Origin of the sequence: Cellvibrio fibrivorans, assembly GCF_031457055.1 — a bacterium.
In the GTDB taxonomy this organism is placed as follows: domain Bacteria; phylum Pseudomonadota; class Gammaproteobacteria; order Pseudomonadales; family Cellvibrionaceae; genus Cellvibrio; species Cellvibrio fibrivorans.
The window spans coordinates 1-18,899 of record NZ_JAVDVX010000011.1 but is presented as its reverse complement, the minus strand read 5'-3'; the positions used below and the strand labels follow the sequence as shown (position 1 = coordinate 18,899).

At 44.2% G+C, this 18,899-nt stretch carries 15 protein-coding genes; 7 read left to right on the top strand and 8 right to left on the bottom strand.

All coding sequences use genetic code 11. From position 1 onward, the window contains the following. Positions 1-54 precede the first annotated feature (54 nt). Both J2X05_RS20385 and J2X05_RS20380 read left to right on the top strand, forming a co-directional pair. Positions 55-1,221, top strand: coding sequence for a carbohydrate-binding domain-containing protein (locus J2X05_RS20385; RefSeq protein WP_310076172.1), 1,167 nt, complete (start codon positions 55-57; stop codon positions 1,219-1,221). A gap of 361 nt (positions 1,222-1,582) precedes the next feature. Continuing rightward, a complete protein-coding gene (locus J2X05_RS20380) occupies positions 1,583-4,612 on the top strand; it encodes a two-component regulator propeller domain-containing protein (protein ID WP_310076170.1) in 3,030 nt (1,009 codons plus the stop codon). Positions 4,613-4,668: 56 nt separating this feature from the next. On the opposite strand, the gene J2X05_RS20375 is transcribed toward J2X05_RS20380, so the two are convergent. The 4 genes from J2X05_RS20375 to J2X05_RS20360 all read right to left on the bottom strand — a co-directional run bounded on the left by J2X05_RS20375 (position 4,669) and on the right by J2X05_RS20360 (position 11,080). Further along, the gene (locus J2X05_RS20375; RefSeq protein ID WP_310076169.1) at positions 4,669-6,153 is read right to left on the bottom strand and encodes a glycoside hydrolase 5 family protein; all 1,485 of its coding nucleotides are present in this window, start codon (positions 6,151-6,153) and stop codon (positions 4,669-4,671) included. Between the two features lie 96 nt (positions 6,154-6,249). Then, complete coding sequence (locus J2X05_RS20370) at positions 6,250-8,253, bottom strand: methyl-accepting chemotaxis protein (RefSeq protein ID WP_310076167.1); 2,004 nt, start codon at positions 8,251-8,253, stop codon at positions 6,250-6,252. Between the two features lies 1 nt (position 8,254). Then, on the bottom strand, positions 8,255-9,514 hold the full coding sequence (locus J2X05_RS20365) for an ABC transporter substrate-binding protein (protein ID WP_310076165.1): 1,260 nt from the start codon (positions 9,512-9,514) through the stop codon (positions 8,255-8,257). A gap of 564 nt (positions 9,515-10,078) precedes the next feature. Then, positions 10,079-11,080 carry a LacI family DNA-binding transcriptional regulator gene (locus J2X05_RS20360; protein WP_310076163.1) on the bottom strand — a complete coding sequence of 334 codons (1,002 nt, stop codon included), beginning with the start codon at positions 11,078-11,080 and terminating at the stop codon, positions 10,079-10,081. Between the two features lie 222 nt (positions 11,081-11,302). On the opposite strand from J2X05_RS20360, the gene J2X05_RS20355 reads away from it, so the two are divergent. The 3 genes from J2X05_RS20355 (at position 11,303) to J2X05_RS20345 (ending at position 15,716) form a co-directional block, all read left to right on the top strand. Then, on the top strand, positions 11,303-13,174 hold the full coding sequence (locus tag J2X05_RS20355) for a sodium:solute symporter family protein (RefSeq protein WP_310076161.1): 1,872 nt from the start codon (positions 11,303-11,305) through the stop codon (positions 13,172-13,174). Between the two features lie 139 nt (positions 13,175-13,313). Next, complete coding sequence (gene mgp130, locus J2X05_RS20350; RefSeq protein WP_310076159.1) at positions 13,314-14,495, top strand: 4-O-beta-d-mannosyl-d-glucose phosphorylase Mgp130; 1,182 nt, start codon at positions 13,314-13,316, stop codon at positions 14,493-14,495. 3 nt (positions 14,496-14,498) lie between these two features. After that, positions 14,499-15,716: an AGE family epimerase/isomerase gene (locus J2X05_RS20345; RefSeq protein ID WP_310076157.1), complete on the top strand. Its 1,218-nt coding sequence runs from the start codon at positions 14,499-14,501 to the stop codon at positions 15,714-15,716. A 285-nt stretch (positions 15,717-16,001) separates the two neighbouring features. Here the strand turns inward: J2X05_RS20345 and J2X05_RS20340 are convergent, their stop codons facing one another. Both J2X05_RS20340 and J2X05_RS20335 read right to left on the bottom strand, forming a co-directional pair. Beyond that, positions 16,002-16,211 (bottom strand): IS110 family transposase, encoded by a 210-nt coding sequence (locus J2X05_RS20340; protein ID WP_310076155.1) that lies wholly within the window; start codon positions 16,209-16,211, stop codon positions 16,002-16,004. Next, positions 16,211-16,576 carry an IS110 family transposase gene (locus tag J2X05_RS20335; RefSeq protein WP_310076153.1) on the bottom strand — a complete coding sequence of 122 codons (366 nt, stop codon included), beginning with the start codon at positions 16,574-16,576 and terminating at the stop codon, positions 16,211-16,213. The genes J2X05_RS20340 and J2X05_RS20335 overlap by 1 nt, the downstream gene beginning before the upstream one ends. Positions 16,577-16,695: 119 nt before the next feature. Between J2X05_RS20335 and J2X05_RS20330 the strand changes: the two genes are divergently transcribed. After that, on the top strand, positions 16,696-17,010 hold the full coding sequence (locus tag J2X05_RS20330; protein WP_310076152.1) for a hypothetical protein: 315 nt from the start codon (positions 16,696-16,698) through the stop codon (positions 17,008-17,010). A 40-nt stretch (positions 17,011-17,050) separates the two neighbouring features. Here J2X05_RS20330 and J2X05_RS20325 read toward each other — a convergent pair whose 3' ends face one another. After that, on the bottom strand, positions 17,051-17,572 hold the full coding sequence (locus J2X05_RS20325) for a transposase (protein WP_310076150.1): 522 nt from the start codon (positions 17,570-17,572) through the stop codon (positions 17,051-17,053). Between the two features lie 187 nt (positions 17,573-17,759). Further along, the gene (locus J2X05_RS20320) at positions 17,760-17,939 is read right to left on the bottom strand and encodes a hypothetical protein (protein WP_310076147.1); all 180 of its coding nucleotides are present in this window, start codon (positions 17,937-17,939) and stop codon (positions 17,760-17,762) included. A 727-nt stretch (positions 17,940-18,666) separates the two neighbouring features. On the opposite strand from J2X05_RS20320, the gene J2X05_RS20315 reads away from it, so the two are divergent. Then, a partial coding sequence (locus J2X05_RS20315; protein ID WP_310076145.1) for a hypothetical protein occupies positions 18,667-18,899 on the top strand: 233 nt, incomplete at its 3' end.

Genomic DNA, 18,899 nt, shown 5'->3' with positions numbered 1-18,899 from the left:
TCCTGCAGATGTTCTACGTCGGAATGTTCAATTAATAATAATTTTGGAGATCTTATGAAAAATTTACTCAGTTCACTTGCACTACTGATTCTTGCTGCGGTGAGTACATCTGTATCGGCAAACCAATGTGATTGGTATGGCAGCATGTACCCACTTTGTACGACCCAATCATCCGGCTGGGGATGGGAAAGTAACCAAAGTTGTATCGCTGCAACATCTTGTACGTCCGGCGGTGGATCTTTAACTAACGCTGTAAGTGGATGCGGTATAACGACAAGTGGCTATCCGCAATGTTGTAATGGTAGTGCATCAGATCCAGATGGCGATGGTTGGGGTTGGGAGAACAACCAGAGCTGCGTAACTTCAAAACCATCAACTGCTTGTAATTGGAATGGAATTAATTATCCCGTCTGCACTGGTTCAGATAGTGGATGGGGATGGGAAAGCAATCAAAGCTGTATCGGCAAGAGCTTGTGTGCTGGTGGTAACGATTCAGCCCCTAAATGGGAGAGCTTGATTGATGGTAATTCCTTCTCAAATTATTCAACTTTTGAGAAGCATTGGAATTACCTCTATCCTTGGGGGTCCGACCACAACGGCACTGCTCGCATGTATGGCAGTTCTGCTAACCATAAACAAATTTATCTTGAAAACGGAAATGTATTGGTTTTAAAAGCGACGCCAGTTAGTGCTACTGAAGGGAAGAGTAAAGCGGATCCTTATTTAACTATTAAATATCACTCGGGTGCGATTCATGCTAAAACTCAAGTCTTGGTGAATGATCAATATCCCAACTGGGAAGTCAGAGGAGAATTTCAAGCTCCAACATCGAAAGGCACTTGGCCTGCATTTTGGTTAACGGGAGCCTGGACTTGGCCACCAGAGCTGGACATTCTGGAATTCAAAGGGAGTGCAACAAATTGGTTTAACACCTTTCGCACTTCAAGTGATGTGTCGACTACTAAGGTTTCAGTCTCATCTCCAAATAATTGGCATAAATATCGTGCATGGATTACGAAAGTTAATAGTACCGATGTCGATGTTCATTATTATATTGATGAAACATGGTATGCAGTACATCGAGCAACAGGATTTGTAGGAAAACCGATGTGGGTGATTATTAATTTACAAATGGAAGGATCAGCCGGCGCACCAGGACCAACATCTGATACCTATTATCGTGCTAGGAATGTTTACATAGGACGCACAAGTACTCATTGAGAGGAAATTTGCTGCTTCTAGTTCAAGCGGGCTTCCGAGAAATCGTGAAGCCCATATTTGTCGTGCAGAGCAGATCAGCTAGTGGATGAGTAAGAGTTAAACGCCTCGTAAATCAGTCCTTGATATGGAAAGTCAGTATCCGATAATGCTAAAGGGAGGTTCCGCAAAAAATTAAAATAATTCTAGTTTGAAGTCCGTCATTAAATCCCCAATAACAAAAAATACACATCTTTAATTTTATATAACTCTTAAGTATATGCCTTGCCAAATTACTGGCTCTAATCTGCTACTCTTTAAGCATTAAATTTTAAACAATCTAATGCTACGTCCGCACCTAAAAGGCATTCGCTTGAAGTCAGTTATGATCAGAATTATGGCCCGCATTGGAGCTTGCGCTTTGATGCTAGCTTGTTGTTGCTCCAGCGTCTTAGCGAACGGGAAGGGCTTTGACTTCGTTGATATGAGATTTACCACTCCTTTTGATAACCGGGACAGGGTGAGTCAGGAGCTTGGCAGTGTAAATACAATAGTCCAGGACAAACTGGGTTTTATCTGGATCGGCGGGGAGAATGGCCTGGCACGCTACGACGGTCGAACCTTGGTTCATTACAAATCTGATCCGAATAATAGTAAAACATTACCTTCAAACTATATCTTCCAAATGGTGGTTGATGCAAAAAATATTTTATGGCTTGCAACTGAGGGTGGATTAGTAAATTTCGATGTGAGAACGAACAGTTTCACCAGAGTAAGTCATGTTGGGTCTTCTCAAATTGCGGTTGACTCTGTTTCTGCTCTTGAGCTTGCCGCCGATGACAGCTTATATGTAGGTACAGCTAGAGGTTTATATATTATTGATGCTGATCGTCAATCGATGTCATTTTTTCTCCCTCAACCTCCTATTCCTATCGAGCCAAATATTGAACAAATACGTGATATTTTTATAGATAGAGACAAAAATATTTGGTTAGCCACGGCGGGTATGGGTGTAGCAGTTTTTAATTCGCAATCAGAAAGCTTTCAATATTTTTTGCATAATCCTGACAAGCCAGACTCTTTGGCTCATAACAGCGTGCGATCAATTCATCAGGATCGGAAGGGTAGAGTATGGTTAGGCACCTATGGTGGCGGCATAGACAGATTGGATCCTGGTTCAACTAATTTTATTCATTATCCTTATCGACCGGAGGTTCCAGGCTCGATAGGTGGCAATGTGATATGGGATATAAAACAAGATTCTTCGGGTACGATTTGGTTTGCAGTGGATCAAAGTGGCTTGGCAAGGTTTGATGAAAATACGGAACAATTTATCCATTATCGACACCGATCTTACGATACAACAAGTTTGGTTTCAGATCAGCTCCGCGTAATCTATGAAGATCAAAACCAAGATCTGTGGTTTGGTGCTTCGCCATCGGGCATTAGCTTTTTTAGCCGTCGTACTCATGTGTTCAGGCACTACACCACCAAACCTTCTGATCCCACCAGTCTTTCTCATAATACAATTTTGCGAATCATAGAGGCAGAAAACGGCACCCTTTGGATTGGCACTGAGGGTGGATTGAATGCGTTAGATCCACAGACGGGAATATCCAGGCGTTATCTTGCTAATCCTGCTGATCCACATGCATTACGGGCAAATGCTATTTTAGCGCTTGAAGAGGATATTGATGGCCAAATCTGGGTCGGTACTTGGGCTGGTGGATTACACAGGCTTGATCCGAAAACAGGAAAATTTGCGCGCTATTTTCCCGATAAAAATAATCCAAAAGCGATAAATAGCGACTTCATTTGGGATATAACTCGAGATAGCAAGAATAATATTTGGATCGGTACTGAAACTGGTGGCTTGAATCTCTATGACAGAAGCACAGACAGCTTCATTCATTATTATCACGATCCAAAAAAACAAAATGGAATAGCTGGAAATTTTATTTCCTCGTTGATGGCGGATAGCAAAGATAATCTTTGGATTGGAGGTTATACCGGCGTTAACGTCTTTAATCCTACGACACAAATTTTTACCCATTTACCTTATGAGACCGGTTTAGCTGATTCAACAAATAGTAAAAACACAAAAGCTTTTTTTGAAGATAGCAAAGGCCAAATATGGATCGGCACGCAACACCGCGGGGTGAATATTTTTGATCCTAAATCAAAAACATTTCGCTACCTTGATGTCAGAGACGGCCTACCCTCTCAAAATGTCTCGGGGATACTCGAAGACGATAACCATAACATCTGGCTGATAACTGGAAACGGTTTAGTCAAAATAGATTCACTTACACAGGCAGTTACCATTTTTGGAAGAGAGTCTGATTTGGCGGGGAGTAATTACAATCGGGAAGCATTGTTAAAAGATCGGCATGGACGTTTATATTTTGGAAGTTCTGAAGGTATTACCAGTTTCCACCCTGCAGAGTTGAGGGATGATTCTGGAAAGTTTCCTGTTCGCCTTGTCAGTTTCCGTATTTTTAATAAGGAAGTTGAGATTGGAAATAATTCGCCGTTGGTCCTTCCAATTGTGATATCTGATCAAATCACTCTGCCTCATACAGATACAATGTTTTCATTTGGATTTGCTGCACTTGATTACCGCAATTCTAAAACCATGCATTACAGCTATAAATTAGAAGGGTTTGATCGTGAATGGATCGACACCGGGCGTCAGGCAACTGCCACATATACAAATTTAGAGCCGGGACGTTATACGTTTCGTGTTCGCGCCTCTAACGATGATGAGAACTGGCAGGAAGCAGAACCGCTGATAATGCATATTCAAACACCGCCTTGGAAAACCTGGTGGGCATACACTATTTATGCGGCGCTGATTTTCGCTGCGTTGTATTACCGCCATAATCACATTGTGTTGCGTGCTCGTGCAGAAGCCTATAGAACCCGTGCGATTACCGATCCGTTGACGGGTATTTATAATCGATTTGGTTTAGGGCAAATAGCCGAAGGCGTCTTTGCCAACAACGAAACTAAAAAAGGAATCGGGATTGCGTTGTTTGATATCGACCACTTTAAATCGATTAATGACCAGTGTGGCCATGATTCCGGTGATCGAGTGTTGGTGAATGTCGCACGAATCGCTAAAGATGTTATTCGTCACAGTGATAATTTCGGGCGATGGGGTGGTGAAGAGTTTGTGCTTATCTGTACGATTCGCGATTCCACGGAGGGTGTTGGATTGGTGGAGAAGATTCGCATTGCTATTGGCGAGTATCCGTTTGGACTGGAAACGATTCCCAAAGTAACTGTTAGCGCGGGTTTTGCTATGGTTTCACCCTCAGACTCATTTGAATCTGCGTTAAAACGAGCAGATATAGCGTTATATGAAGCAAAAAGAGCAGGGCGCAATCGTGTCATTCTCGCCAGTGAAAATTGAACTAGCGAGAATTGACATTGCTGCTTTTAAAAGATTAATTTAAGCACGATAGATGATCAACGAACTTCCAGTTTTTCAATATTTGAGGGTGCAGATTCCCCTGATTCATTGATGGCAATTACCCGGTAATAATAAACTCCCTTGGATAATTGTTGTTTGTCTGTAAACAAAGTCATTGTAGCCGGATCAAACCTATTAATGCCGTCCGAAATTTTCTCGGCGAGTATTTTCCACGGTCCTTCGAGGTTAGTGGCTCGTTCAAGTCGATAATTACGTCCAACCGCTGAACCCATCCAACGTATATTCGCTTGGCTAGTGATGGGACGTAGTATCGGCGGCAATGGTTTTGGTAAAGGCGCTACATTTTTATCGCCATTTAATGCAGCAATTGATTTGCGCACCAAGTCCACTACAGCCAATTCCTCATTGTGTTCTCCTTCCTGAAAGCCCGGAATATGATAACTATAGGTTTTGTTATTGGCGGGCTCGAGATGCCAATAAAAGCCCCCATCATGACGATGACCACGTAGTCCCCAGATAAAAAAACCTGCTGTTTTATGGCCGTGGTAATCTTGCTCTATGGCGGCGTTTGCGATGGCCGATAGTTGAGCGATATCCAATAGACCAAATTCACCAATAATATAAACTTTGTTTCCAGCAATTTTTCTCAGATCAGCAGTTACTGTCGCAGGGGTTAAATTTCCTACATTTTCATAGTAGTGATTAGAAATAATATCGACATTGGGATCTTTAATCGCAAAGTCGTGAATTTGAATATAGTTACCATCCACTACCAAATGGTTGGGATCCAATGATTTAATATGCGCCGCAGTTTTTTGTAAAAAACTGGCTGTAGTATCTTTTAACTCGTTTCCTGTTTCCCACGCCATAATCGCTTTTTCATCGCGGTATAAGCGACCGGTGATGGTATTTTTACGGTTTATGACCTGCTTGATGATGTTTTGGTAAGCTGCATAGGTTTTACTTTCTGTGTTATAAAAATCTTCAGCTTGTTCGCCGTAAAATGCTGCTAATTGTTCGCGTCCCCCCCACCAAGGCCAGTGATCAATAAACGGAAGGATCAGGCGGATTTTATACTTGTCCGCTAACGCGATCATTCGGTCGTAATGAACCATCGCATCTTCATTCAAGCGAGGAAACTGTTCCCCAGCCAAAGGCTTTGATATATGAGTTTCACGTTGGCAGAGTGGATCGGATTCTTGCTCTACGGATAGTACGTAAGTGCGCATGACCTTATGGCCAGTAAATGCAAGGGACTGAAACCAGTTTTCCTGTTCGTCCGCTGTTGGCCATTTAAAATACTGGCCCCAACCACGCGGATCTGCTTTACATACCCCTTTGGCATCATCCTCAATTCGATGAAGTTCTGGTGCTTGCAAACCAGCGAAGCGCAACGTTTTCCCTCCATCCTTTAAGAGCGATCCATCCCGCTTAATAAAGTCATCGAATGCGTGGGTGTGATGCGCAATAAGTAACGCTGCCAATAAACCAATTTTTTTAAAGCTGTTTCGATACTGCATATGTATTCCTACTGTTAAAGCAATGGCGATATTTACTGGATGAAATGATAGTAACGATATTTACATAAGCATGAATGCTAGTTGGTGATTCAAAAATTACCGAAGCACGAAGCTATTGGTAAGGCGTTCTTGTTCTCTTGCCATTTGTGTTAATGTTCCACTGGATTGTTCCAGTTCTATGGCTTCGCGTTGCACGCTATCAGCGATATCTGACATGCTAACCACTCCTTTGGCTAATTCAGTAGCTACACTGCTTTGTTCACTGACTGCCTGAGCTATCGCCGCTGTCATATCTTTAATTTGATCAAGACCATTGGCGATACCTGCAAGTGCATTACTGGCAAGATCAGATTGTTCAACGCAGGAGGTTGCGACGGCTTTATTGCGCAGCATGATATCGGTTGCTTGAACTGCGCTTGACTGCAGATTTGCAATCATGTCGGTAATTTCCGCAGTGGATTTTTGGGTCTGTGTTGCCAGAGTGCGAACTTCATCGGCCACTACCGCAAAGCCCCTTCCTTGTTCGCCCGCGCGTGCTGCTTCAATTGCAGCATTAAGGGCAAGCAAATTAGTTTGAGCTGCTATGCCATTGATCACCGAAATAATAGAGCCTATGCCATCGGAGTTCTTACGCAAACCTTCAACAACAGCGGTAGCCGTATTCAGCTCGTCATTTAGATTCCCAATTAACTCTTTGTTGCGATTTACTACCTGTTGACCAGATTTTGTGGACGAATAAATATCAAAGACCACATTATTGGTATCGCGAGCATTATTAGCCACATGGCGTGCTGTTTGTTCCATTTCAGTAACAGCGGATGCCAGAGTTTCGGCTTGGGATTTTTGTGCATCAATTTGCTGACGTGAATTTGAGCTGATTCGATTAGCGCCGTCTGCCATCACTAGCAGACGTCCGCTTTGATCTTTCAGATTGCGGATGATCGCAGTCAAATTGTTAGTGAGTTTATCCAGTGACGTGGATATTTCTCCAAATTCACCCGTAGTGGATTTTTCATGGGAATCACGCAAATCATTTTGGGCGAGTGACTCCAGTCTACCTACCAATTGTTTGATAGGTTTACGCACTCCCGATACTACTTTTGCTGCAACAGCAACGCCTACTAATAACGAAATAAAGAATACTATCCAAATAGTGGCACCACCGCTTGATAGTGCTGCCCGAGTATCGGTGCTTGAGTTATCAGATAATGATTTGAGGTGATCGTTAAGGGCTGCAAGTTTTTCCATGCTGTTATCCAGTTGTTCCACCAACGCTTGCAGCAGGCGACGACTGTCTGACTCAGACGCCAATAGCTGTTGTTGTTGATTTAATACGCCATCATCAGCGGCAATATGTTTTTTTAATATCGCAATGGATTCCTGCAACGGCTCTGCAACTGCTGGAAACCGCTGTCGCATAACAGAATATTTTCGTTCGATATTTCTCCAGAAGTATTGAAGCTCTCGTGTACGCTCGGCTAATTCGCCCGCTTCATGAATGGAGGGTATTTTTGAAAGTAATGCCGATGCCTCATTAGCGTCTTGCTCAATGGAGTTTAATATCCATTGTGATGGAATATCCGCATCTGCCATATTGAAACGGATGTCTTTCATTTCCGCGTTAAAGTATTGCCATTTATCTTCAAATTGGCGCAATGCTTGAAATTCGCTGTCACGAGCGCGAAGCATTTTTTCATGTGCTTTAAGATGAAATTCAGCTTGGGTGAAGGTAGATTCCGTAGCCTGATTAAGTGATTCAAGCCGCTCGGCGATTTCGGGAATATCCTCGCCATAATCTTCGGCATCACGGTATTCACGGCGATATGCCTCCTGATAGGCACTGAACTTCGTTTGCAAATCCTTAAGTTGGGTTGATTCCTGTTCTGCAGCATGCATGCTGACGGCTTGCGCTGCACCCTGCAGGTTTTGCGTTAATAAGGAACTGGATTGCAGCAAGGGAGTAACGACACCAGATGACAAATCTATATTGCCTGAAAGGTATTTTTGACTGGTAACGCTGAATGCGGCCACTACAAATTGCAGTACTAATAGCGCCGCAAAGCCGGAAATGACCTGCGCAACTATGGATAATTTATTCATGTTATTCACCAAAGGTAGTTGCTTGGAAATTTTCTTTTGCCTGACGCCAGCGTTTGTTCCAATACGCCATGCTGCCATCAAAATCAGGACTTATTAAGATGTTGCGGATGTAGTTACCGCTCATGAAATCCATACCTGCTTTATTTGCCATACGAATAAAATCATTACTTTCTGGCGCGGCTTGGATTATTTCCGGTTTATAGTCCATATATTCGGCTAGCTGTGGCATGGCGGTATTGCGCGATTTATCCGTTGGGATAAAACCAGCAACATCGGCAAAATCGGATTTGGTAATCATGAATCTAATCCATGCTTTAGCTGTGTCTGGGTTTTTACTGTAACGGCTGACAGCCATGCCCCAATCAAAATTTAAAATGGCTTTAGGCTTGCCGCTATTATCAAAAGGGAAAGGGATAAAACCTATATCGTCGCTACGCATTCCTGACTCAATTAATTGCGGAATCACCCAGTTACCTAGAAAAAACATGGCATTTTTATTAGCGATAAAGTCGCGCTTGGATTGTTCCCAATTATTAAGAATAAAATCGGCTTCGCTATACTCCGAGGCGAAAAGGGTATGGGCAATTTTTAGCGATTGATAATAGGGTTTACCTGAGGAAAACGGCGCATCGTCTGTAATCATACGGGCAAAGTAATTTCCATCACTCGCCAGTGCCATCGCTGATTTGTCCCACTGCTGCAATGGCCAAGCCGCACCTAAGTTAAGCGCAATCGCCACTTTGCCTGCTGATTTAAGTTTTGCTGCATTTGTCATTAATTCATCAAGTGTTGTAGGAAGTTTTTCAATGCCAGCAGATTTGAATACCCGTTTGTTATACACAAGCCCTTCTGCAATTACACCTTGCGTATAGGCATATTGCTTGCCATCAAATTCCCAATTATTGGGAAAGTAAATTTTGTCCTGTAATTGCAAATCATTAAGCGGTAAAAAATATTTTGAGTAGGTTTGTTTGGGCATATCCCGAGGTACCAACATTACGTCGCCATAATTGCGCGCTTCAAAACGCTTGGGCATGCTTGCTTCGTAATCGGGAATTCCTTCAACTTTTACACGTGCCTGAGGGTAGGATGTTTGAAACTCTTTTACCCAGCGGGCATAACTACCGTTGGTAACCAAATCGACGCGGTTAGAGTAAAAAGTGATTTCGCCGGTAACAGCTGCATAGCAGATATTGTTGAATAGGCCCAGTAAAAGCCAGCCGGTTAATATTGCCAGCAAAAAAGAGGATACAAACTTCATAAGAGATACCAGATAAGGGAAAGCTTATTCTTGTAATTGAAAATATCCGGCAATTTAAGTAACCGGTTACATTCTTCCTTTATACTAGGTTATGAAATGCCGTGGGGCAAACGAAAAACATAGGCAGAACGGGAAATTTTTATACAAGTTAGAGCTAAATTATCGTGATTTACCTGGTTTTGGTGATAAGAGCGGACCAGGTATGTTTGCTTGCAGGGCGAGCACAGCGATCAAGTCATCAAATATATCGGCCATAATCCGCGTCCCGCGACGGAGAAGCAGTAGCACAATAAATCCTCGCCGACTATTTGATCGCCTCGTGAATACACAGTTTCGGGAAAACAATTGTAACCGGTTACATATTTGTGCATAATGCATCCCGCTAAGGCCTTTCTATTCGCACATATACATTGATGGTCGGTTACTTTTTTCGTTTTTGGCGATGAGCAGTGATCTTTAATTATCCATTTATATTGGCGATAAATTGTTCAGTCATAGCCCGCTGTTGTTGTTTATCCCCGGCTTGCCGGGGTTTTTTATTTGCGCCTGAACAATCTTCCAATATCATTTTTTCCCTGGAGCTGGCCCGGTACTTTCGCGAATAATAAATTCGGTTGGCAATACGTATTCGAGTTGGCTCAGCGGTTCGCCTTCAATCACTTGCACCAACATGTCCATCGCCATCTTGCCCATCTCTTCCGCCGGTTGCGAAATAGTAGTAAGGCTCGTGTCGGAATATTTCGAGTAAGCAATGTCGTCGAAGCCAGTCACAGACATGTCTTCCGGGATGCGGATGCCCTTATTTTTCAAGATTTGCATTGCGCCTATGGCCATTTCATCATTCATTGAAAAAATGGCGGTAGGGCGTACTTTCATATTGCATAACTTGACAGCAGCATTGAGGCCGGACCACATGGTGAAGTCACCTTCGGTGACTAGGTCTTTCTCGAACGGTATACCAGCTTCCGCAAGCGCTTCTTTATAGCCATTAAGACGATCAATAGCGTGCGGATTGTCTTTCAGGCCGGAAATCACACCGATGCATTTATGCCCGAGCGATATTAAATAATTCACCACTGTCTTGGCGGCAGAGCGATTGTCGATTCGGATTGCTGGGCCAACGGTGTATTCGCAGCCGCATGCATTCACGCAAGGTATATCAGGCGGCATATTGTTCTGGGTTGTCTTCGAGTCGGGGCGTAACTGCACGATCCCATCGGCCAAGTGGGATTCTACGCGGCGGATGTATTCAATTTCGCGTTCTGGAATACCGCGAGTATCGCCCAAAAGCACTGTATAACCTTTTTGCTGGGCACGGTCTTCCAGTGCGCGAATAAAAAGTGAATAAAAAGGATTGGAAATATCGGGTACCAATACTACAACGGCGTAAGCGCGCGCAAAACGGAAATTGCGGGCCATCATATTAGGGCGATAGCCAACCTGTGCGATAGCTTTACGGACTTTTTCAAGGCGTTCGTATGAGACTTTTTCTGGGTGGCTTAGGGCTCGTGAAACAGTGGCAGCAGATACACCAGCCAAGCGAGCAACATCGCGAATGTTGGACATAAAACGACCTTTAGGAGCCGAGGGAGAACGTGAATTAACTGATTTATTGGAAATTTGATTATTTGCAGAAATATTTACTGCAGCTCATGACAAGAGGCTAGCATAAGACAGTGTAACCGGTTACATTGGCGGCGGTGTAATTCTGAATGCTGAGAAGTATGTCCGCTCAGGAGAGTGCTGAAAGATATGGTTTATTTTCAATAATAATTTCGGAATGTGTTCATGAATCTTCCTTTTTTGGATATAGCCATCATTCTTGCTTATATCCTCGCAACGCTGGTGGTGGGCTTCTGGATCTCCAGTCGCGCATCAAAAGATATTAAAAGTTATTTCCTTGGCGGCAATAAACTTTCCTGGTGGCAATTAGGTTTATCTAACGCCTCGGGTATGTTCGATATTTCCGGCACTATGTGGCTGGTGTATTTGTTGTTTGTGTACGGGCTTACCAGCGTGTTTATTCCCTGGTTGTGGCCAGTGTTTAACCAGATTTTTTTGATGGTATTCATATCCACTTGGCTGCGTCGGTCGGGCGTGATGACTGGCGCTGAGTGGATTACCTTCCGCTTTGGCGAAGGCAGGGGCGCACGCCTTTCACATTTGATTGTGGTGTTGTTTGCGCTGGTGAATGTGATTGGATTTATTGCGTACGGATTTATCGGTATCGGTAAATTTGCAGCGGTATTTATGCCGTGGCAATTATCTACCGATTCACATATGAACGATGTCTATTACGGTTTGATCATCACTGCTATCACCACACTCTATGTTGTGAAGGGCGGCATGTTCAGTGTGGTTTTCACTGAGGTGTTGCAATTCATCATCATGACAATTGCCTGTATTGCAGTGGGCATTATTGCGATGCAGCGCGTTTCACCGGAAATGCTCAATGCTGCAATTCCGGAAGGCTGGACAAGTATTTTCTTTAGCTGGGAATTGCATCTGGATTGGTCAGAAAAACTGGCTGCGGCCAATGACAAAATCGACGCAGATGGTTATGAATTGTTTGCTATCTTTTTTATGCTGATGTTATTTAAAGGTACATTACAAAGCTTGGCTGGGCCGCAACCCACTTATGATATGCAGCGTGTACTTTCATCAAAATCGCCGAAAGAAGCCGCCAAAATGAGTGGCCTTGTTACTGTGGTGTTGATGTTTCCGCGCTACATGTTGATTGCTGGTTTAACCATGCTTGCGCTCGGATTGTTTATGGGCGACTTGAATGCGATGGGGAAAGATGTCGATTTCGAGCAAATTTTGCCGATGGTGTTAGCGGGAGAAATTTTGCCCAGTGGGTTGTTGGGTTTATTGATTGCCGGTTTGCTTGCTGCGTTTATGTCTACCTTTGCCGCAACGGTAAATGCCGCGCCCGCTTATGTCGTGAATGATTTGTACAAGCGCTATATCAATGCCGATGCCGCGCCCAAAACGTACGTGCACATGAGTTATTTTATTTCAGTGTTGTTTGTCATTCTCGGCGTCATGATCGGCTTTTTTATTCCTTCCCTCAATCAAGTCATTCAATGGCTGGTGAGCGCGCTTTACGGTGGTTACACCGCGTCCAATGTTTTGAAGTGGTATTGGTGGCGCTTTAACGGTTACGGTTATTTCTGGGGAATGATCGCCGGTTTTGCAATCGCATTTCCGTTGATCTTTACCGATATTGCTCCAATCAATGCGTTCCCCTTTATGTTTGTTGCGTGTATCGCCGCTTGCGTAATTGGTTCGCTATTGACCAAACCGGACGATATCGCTGTGCTGAAAAAGTTTTACACCAAAGTGCGTCCATGGGGTTTCTGGGCGCCGGTATTAACGGAAGTGCAAAAAGATCACCCACACGTTGGCGCTAACAAAAATTTCGCGCGCGATGCAATCAATGTGGTGGTGGGCATTGTGTGGCAAACCTCGTTGGTGGCTGCGCCTATCTTTATGGTTATCAAACATTGGCCGGAATTTATTGTGGCCATGGTCGTTGCTATTGCTACCAGTATTTTTCTTTGGTTCAACTGGTACAAAAAGCTGGAGGACTATGCCGCCGATACACCTGCCTCGCTTCTGCAAGGCACTAATGATGAGCACTTGTTAGTTAAAAATTGATAATAAATTTTGCGCTGTAGAGTAATCTGCGGGGCAAAAATTTTTGACTGCAATGTAATCGATTACTTATAAAGTCTGCTGTGCCATCAAATGTATAGCGGAGTGACACACAAGCAAAACTCATCGGAGTACTTAGAACATGAGTAGTTTTAAAGAAAAAGCCATAGCACTGTTACAAAAACACGATGCATTGATCACCAAGAAGAATGCCGTTAGAGCAACCGGTAACGGCATTTACGATTGTTACGAAAATCCAATTCTCACAGCTGAGCACGCGCCGATTTTTTGGCGCTACGATTTGAACGAAAAAACCAATCCATTCCTGATGGAGCGCCAAGGCGTTAATGCGGCGTTCAACTCAGGCGCGCTCTATTGGAACGGCAAATATATTTTGGCCGTGCGTGTTGAAGGTGTAGATCGCAAATCGTTTTTTGCAATTGCCGAAAGCCCTAACGGTATCGACAGTTTCCGCTTCTGGGATTATCCGATTACCCTGCCGGAAACCGAACGCCCGGACACCAATGTGTACGATATGCGTTTGACTGCGCATGAAGATGGTTACATCTACGGTTTATTTTGCACCGAGCGCAAAGATTTAAATCACCCGAACGATACCTCTGCTGCTGAAGCGCAATGTGGTATCGCGCGCACCAAAGATTTAATTACCTGGGAACGTTTGCCCGATTTAATTACTTATTCCGGCCAGCAGCGCAACGTGGTTTTACATCCGGAATTTATCGATGGCAAATACGGTTTATTCACGCGGCCGCAAGATGGCTTTATCAGTGTTGGCGGCGGTGGCGGCATAGGTTGGGGTTTGGTGGATGACATGACCCGCGCCGAAGTGAAATCGGAAGTGATTGTAGACGGCAAGGTTTATCACACTATTAAAGAAGTCAAAAATGGCCAAGGCCCGGCGCCGATTAAAACGGCGGAAGGTTGGTTGAATCTGGCACACGGTGTGCGCAATACCGCTGCCGGTTTGCGTTACACCCTCTATATGTTCATGACTGAATTAGAGCGCCCATGGGTTGTCAGCCATAGCCCGGCAGGTCACTTTATTGCACCGCACGGCGCTGAACGGGTGGGCGATGTGTCCAATGTGGCGTTTGCCAACGGCTGGATTGTGAATGAAAAAAATGACGTCTTTATTTATTACGCGTCCTCGGATACCCGCATGCACGTTGCGACATCAACCGTGGAAAAGCTGATCGACTATTGCAAAAACACGCCGGAAGATGGTTTGCGTTCTGCTGCCTCTGTTGCGGTACGCAATGAATTGATCAGCGCAAATTTAAATGTACTCAAGGATTTGGTGTAACCCATGCAGGTCGCTAGTCTCCCAACGCGTTTTACATCCTTGCAACAAGAGTTCCGCCAGGAATTAATTGCAATTGCTGATTGGTGGGCCGCGCATACGGTTGATTATGAACAGGGGGGATTCTACGGCGAAATTGATGCTGAGAATCAGCCTGTCAAAAATGCGAGCAAAGGTATTATTTTAAATGCACGCATTTTGTGGTTTTTTAGCGAAGTCGCACAGGAAGTTGATAATCCTGCTTATCGCAGCTGCGCAACGCGCGCATATAATTATGTCATCGCGCACTTCTTCGATAACGAACAGGGCGGTGTGTATTGGGAGTTGGATGCGGCCGCTGTGCCCATCAATACCAAAAAACAAGTCTATGCGCAGGCGTTCACCATTTACGCTCTCTGTGCTTACTACCAGCTCACGCGCGATGAGCAAGCACTCGAGCGTGCGCTGGAATGTTTTAAGTTGGTTGAGCAATACGCAATTGATCACACGCATCAAGGTTATCTAGAGGCCTTTACGCGCGAGTGGGATGTACTTGAAGATTTGCGCCTCAGCGATAAAGATTTGAATTTCCCCAAGTCACAAAATACTCATCTGCATATCTTGGAGGCCTATACTACGCTGTACCAAGCGAAGCCTTCCACGGAAATTAAAGCGGCGCTTAAATACAATATTCTGATGTTCGATAAATACATCATCGATAGAAATACGCATCATCTGCGTATGTTTATGGATCTGGAATGGAAAGATTTTTCTCCCGGCTATACCTATGGTCACGATATTGAAGCCAGCTGGTTAATCGCTAAAGCGTTGGAGTCATCGGGTGACGATGCATACCGCGATGCGCTAACCCCGACTCTAATTAAAATAGCTCAGGTTACTATGGATGAAGCAATTGGCGAGCAGGGACAGGTGATTGATTCCTATGATTTCGCTACGTGCAAAATTAATCCAGATACTGTCTGGTGGGTGCAGGCGGAAGCTTTGGTTGGTTTTGTCTACGCCTATACAACTTGTGGTGAAGAAAGGTTTTATCGCGCCGCTGAAAACGTCTGGCAGTTTATTAAAACCTATCAAATTGATCACAAGCAGGGAGAGTGGCATTGGTTGTCCAACCTGGATGAACCCGATATGGATGCCTATTATAAAGTCGGCTTTTGGAAATGCCCTTATCACAATGGCCGTGCCATGATGGAAGCTATTCGCTATCTAAATAAATTGGTTTGATTTTTCGTTTAGGGAGGGGGGGATAAATAGGAAAATTTTTGCATAACGCTATTAGTCTTGTCTCAGGCATCGACGACGATAGCTGAATCGGTCCACATTCAGTTTCTGAACGAATTGCGTAAGCTTAAAAAGTTGGTCTTGCTGTACGGCAAGGCAAAAAGATAGCATGGAGTTAGTTCGAGCCGACCATGGTTTGTAGGCTAATCCATTGAAAGATATTGTTCCAGGGGATACATGGGGTTTTGTGTGCTTGCTTTGATCTTAATGCTCGTCATCTGGCGAGTGTCATCCATACGCTAATAAATCCCTAATATAGCGGACTTTTTTACTGTTTAATGGCCTGACGTCGGGTTTCATCACTGCGCCAAATTGGGCGATTACTCGCGAATCTATCTTGTCTGTTTCGGCATTGACACCTTGTGCTTTGGCGAATTGACGCACCTGCGTAGGTTGCACAATGATGACCGGCAATTCCTTTCCAGTGCAGGCTTCCACTAAGCCGCGTTCGTAGCGACCGGTTGCTTCAACCAGAATACGAGTAAGGTTGTAGCGATAGCTTTTTGTGCTTCACAAATTGCTTCGGCGTCTTTGTTGTCGTTCTTGCCGCCTTTGCGGAAAGGCGCGATAAACTTGATGGCAATAATGCCGACCTTGTGACCCAAGCGGGTAAATTCTCTCACCAAGTAGTGCGCACCGCTACACGCTTCCATGCCGATTAGGCTGGCTGGATACTGGGCAATAAAAGGTAACATCTGAGCTCGCTTGAGTGTTTTGCGTAAGACTACCTTCCCGTGCTGATCCATGCCGACCAGGCTAAAAGAAGTTTTCGCTAAATCGATACCGAGTGTTGTAAGATTCATGGAAATCGCTCCTCTGGTGGTTGTGGCATCACCGATAATTTACGCTGGCACGGGGCTGCGTGTTAAGAGGGGGAGTCCATATCATTCGTTAAAATATCGAAGCAAAGGAATACCATTCAATGAAAGAATATATAAGGCTAATAGAAAGGTTACACCCTGACTCAGATGTACTCTCAATCAACGAGAAATATAAAATATTGGCCGGAGTTTTAGCTGAAACAAAAAGGTTACGAATAACGGTCGGTATCTTTGCATTTATAACTGGTGCAGTTATAGCGGGCTTGGCATTTACTGTTTTAAAGGTTTCGCTACAAGAACCACTTGTATACATCGTAAAGGGTTCTATTGCTTCTGCATTAGCTTTTCTCAGTTATTTTGTTTCGCAAAGAATAATCCTTGAAAAGCACCTTATGAAAAGGTACACAAAATTTTAACAAGCGACTGTGGTAAAAAATCAACATCTGCAACGCAAATTTAATTCGCTTGCCACTCGCAGTTATCGCGCACCATGGCATTAAAAATAGTCATCATTTTTCGCATGCAGGCAGTAAGTGCAGCTTTCTTGTGCTTACCCTGCTCGACGAGTATTTGGTAAAATTTCTTCATTACTGGATTGCACTGAATCGCGCTTAGCATGGCCATGTACAGCACTGTGCGAATCGGTGCGCGACCGCCTTTAATTCTGCGCCGTCCCTTCATCACGCCGCTATCGCGATTAAATGGCGCTAACCCGCAGAGCACAGCGATTTTGCGTGGCGATAACTGGCCTAATTCAGGTAACTCTCTCAAGAGCGTAAACGTAACACCGTCGCCTACACCCGGCACCGAGCTCAGAATCTCATAAGTGCGCTGCCATTCAGTGACTTCGCTAATGGTTTTGGTGAGCAACTTGTTGATGCTTTCAATTTCTTTGTCGAGCACTTTCAACATGCGTTTATGGGTTGCTGCAAGAATCGCAGGCGCTTTGTGCTGACGGTTGAATTCTTGCGTCCGCAACTCATTCAGCTGGCGCTTGCGTGAGAGTAAATCCCTGATATAGCGTGCTTTTTTGTCATTAAGAGGCCTTGGCTCCGGTTTCAAAATGGCACCAAATTGTGCAATGAGCCGCGAGTCAATTTTATCTGTTTTACAAAAACACCGTGCGCTTTGCCAAACTGACGAACCTGGGTTGGCTGGACAATAATCACTGGCAATTCCTTTCGGCGCAGGCTTCCACCAAACCTCTTTCGTAACCACCAGCTGCCTCAACCAGAATACGCGCGAGGTTGTAACGCGATAGCTTTGTGATTAATTCCCGAATCCCTTCCGTTGTATTGGGGTACTGCAAATAAATATCGAGCTCAAAAATGCAGACATCCAGCATGCTTTTTCCGATATCGATTCCTATGTTTCTTTCACTGCGATCAATGTGTGTTGCGGTAGTTTTGTGATGTTTTGTCCGAGAGCCGGAAGCGGGAAATCTGGACGTCCGGTTCGATGAGCGGGGGCTGGAAACGTGAGCAAGGTAGAGGGAGTGTCACCTGCATTAAATCAGAAGAGCAGGAGTAGGAAGCCACTACCTAAACTCGGCTCGCCAGTCTTCGACTCTACCGCATTACTGCCGGTACATTAGCTCTTTGATTGGAAAACTGCGGAGGGACTTTGATATAATTTTGAAATACGTCTTTGGGTTATATCTACCTTTACCAAAACTTGGTCGCCCGCATGGTTTGGAGCGTAGTCCCACATGCGGTCCCGGCCAGTCCATTAGCAGGACGAGCAATGCCGCATCGTTAGCTCCACATCACTCACATTAGCCAGGTAACATCGTCGTTCGATACGATTTCAAGTTATTGCGCCTTTACTAGGTGATGCTAATAAAGAACCGCGGGATGGTAAATTTTTATAAATTATTCCTATAAATTTATAGCGAAACTATTGCTATAAATTGTCTGAAACGTAGGTATTTCGGCCCTGTTTTTATAAGCTTTCCCTATAATCCACATCTAATGTGAATTATAGGTAAAGTTTATAAATTTATAGGATAAGGTTATAAATTTATAGGATAAAATTATAAAGTAGAGTATATTTTGAGCAAGGATGCTTAGGAAATGCTCGAAATGAATATTCCCGCCCGCAAGCTCAAAATGTCAGCCGTCAAGAATATTGTTCGCTTCCCAGCGATCAAAGCAAATGGCGGTAAAACCATCCTAGTGGAATCGATCTTAGAGTCTAAGTATTGTCTTCACCTCGAATTTGATTCTACGGTCGAAACCTATATCCCCCAGCCTAGGACTTTCGCTATCCCTAGTGAAAGTGAGGAAAATAGGTATACCCCGGACTT

Excerpts from the sequence above, each read along its gene's own strand:
- J2X05_RS20335 (WP_310076153.1), bottom strand. The coding sequence starts at position 16,576 with ATGAATCTTACAACACTCGGTATCGATTTAGCGAAAACTTCTTTTAGC.
- J2X05_RS20355 (WP_310076161.1), top strand. The coding sequence starts at position 11,303 with ATGAATCTTCCTTTTTTGGATATAGCCATCATTCTTGCTTATATCCTC.
- J2X05_RS20360 (WP_310076163.1), bottom strand. The coding sequence starts at position 11,080 with ATGTCCAACATTCGCGATGTTGCTCGCTTGGCTGGTGTATCTGCTGCC.
- J2X05_RS20330 (WP_310076152.1), top strand. The coding sequence starts at position 16,696 with ATGAAAGAATATATAAGGCTAATAGAAAGGTTACACCCTGACTCAGAT.
- J2X05_RS20380 (WP_310076170.1), top strand. The coding sequence starts at position 1,583 with ATGATCAGAATTATGGCCCGCATTGGAGCTTGCGCTTTGATGCTAGCT.
- J2X05_RS20345 (WP_310076157.1), top strand. The coding sequence starts at position 14,499 with ATGCAGGTCGCTAGTCTCCCAACGCGTTTTACATCCTTGCAACAAGAG.
- mgp130 (WP_310076159.1), top strand. The coding sequence starts at position 13,314 with ATGAGTAGTTTTAAAGAAAAAGCCATAGCACTGTTACAAAAACACGAT.
- J2X05_RS20320 (WP_310076147.1), bottom strand. The coding sequence starts at position 17,939 with ATGCTGGATGTCTGCATTTTTGAGCTCGATATTTATTTGCAGTACCCC.
- J2X05_RS20375 (WP_310076169.1), bottom strand. The coding sequence starts at position 6,153 with ATGCAGTATCGAAACAGCTTTAAAAAAATTGGTTTATTGGCAGCGTTA.
- J2X05_RS20365 (WP_310076165.1), bottom strand. The coding sequence starts at position 9,514 with ATGAAGTTTGTATCCTCTTTTTTGCTGGCAATATTAACCGGCTGGCTT.
- J2X05_RS20385 (WP_310076172.1), top strand. The coding sequence starts at position 55 with ATGAAAAATTTACTCAGTTCACTTGCACTACTGATTCTTGCTGCGGTG.
- J2X05_RS20370 (WP_310076167.1), bottom strand. The coding sequence starts at position 8,253 with ATGAATAAATTATCCATAGTTGCGCAGGTCATTTCCGGCTTTGCGGCG.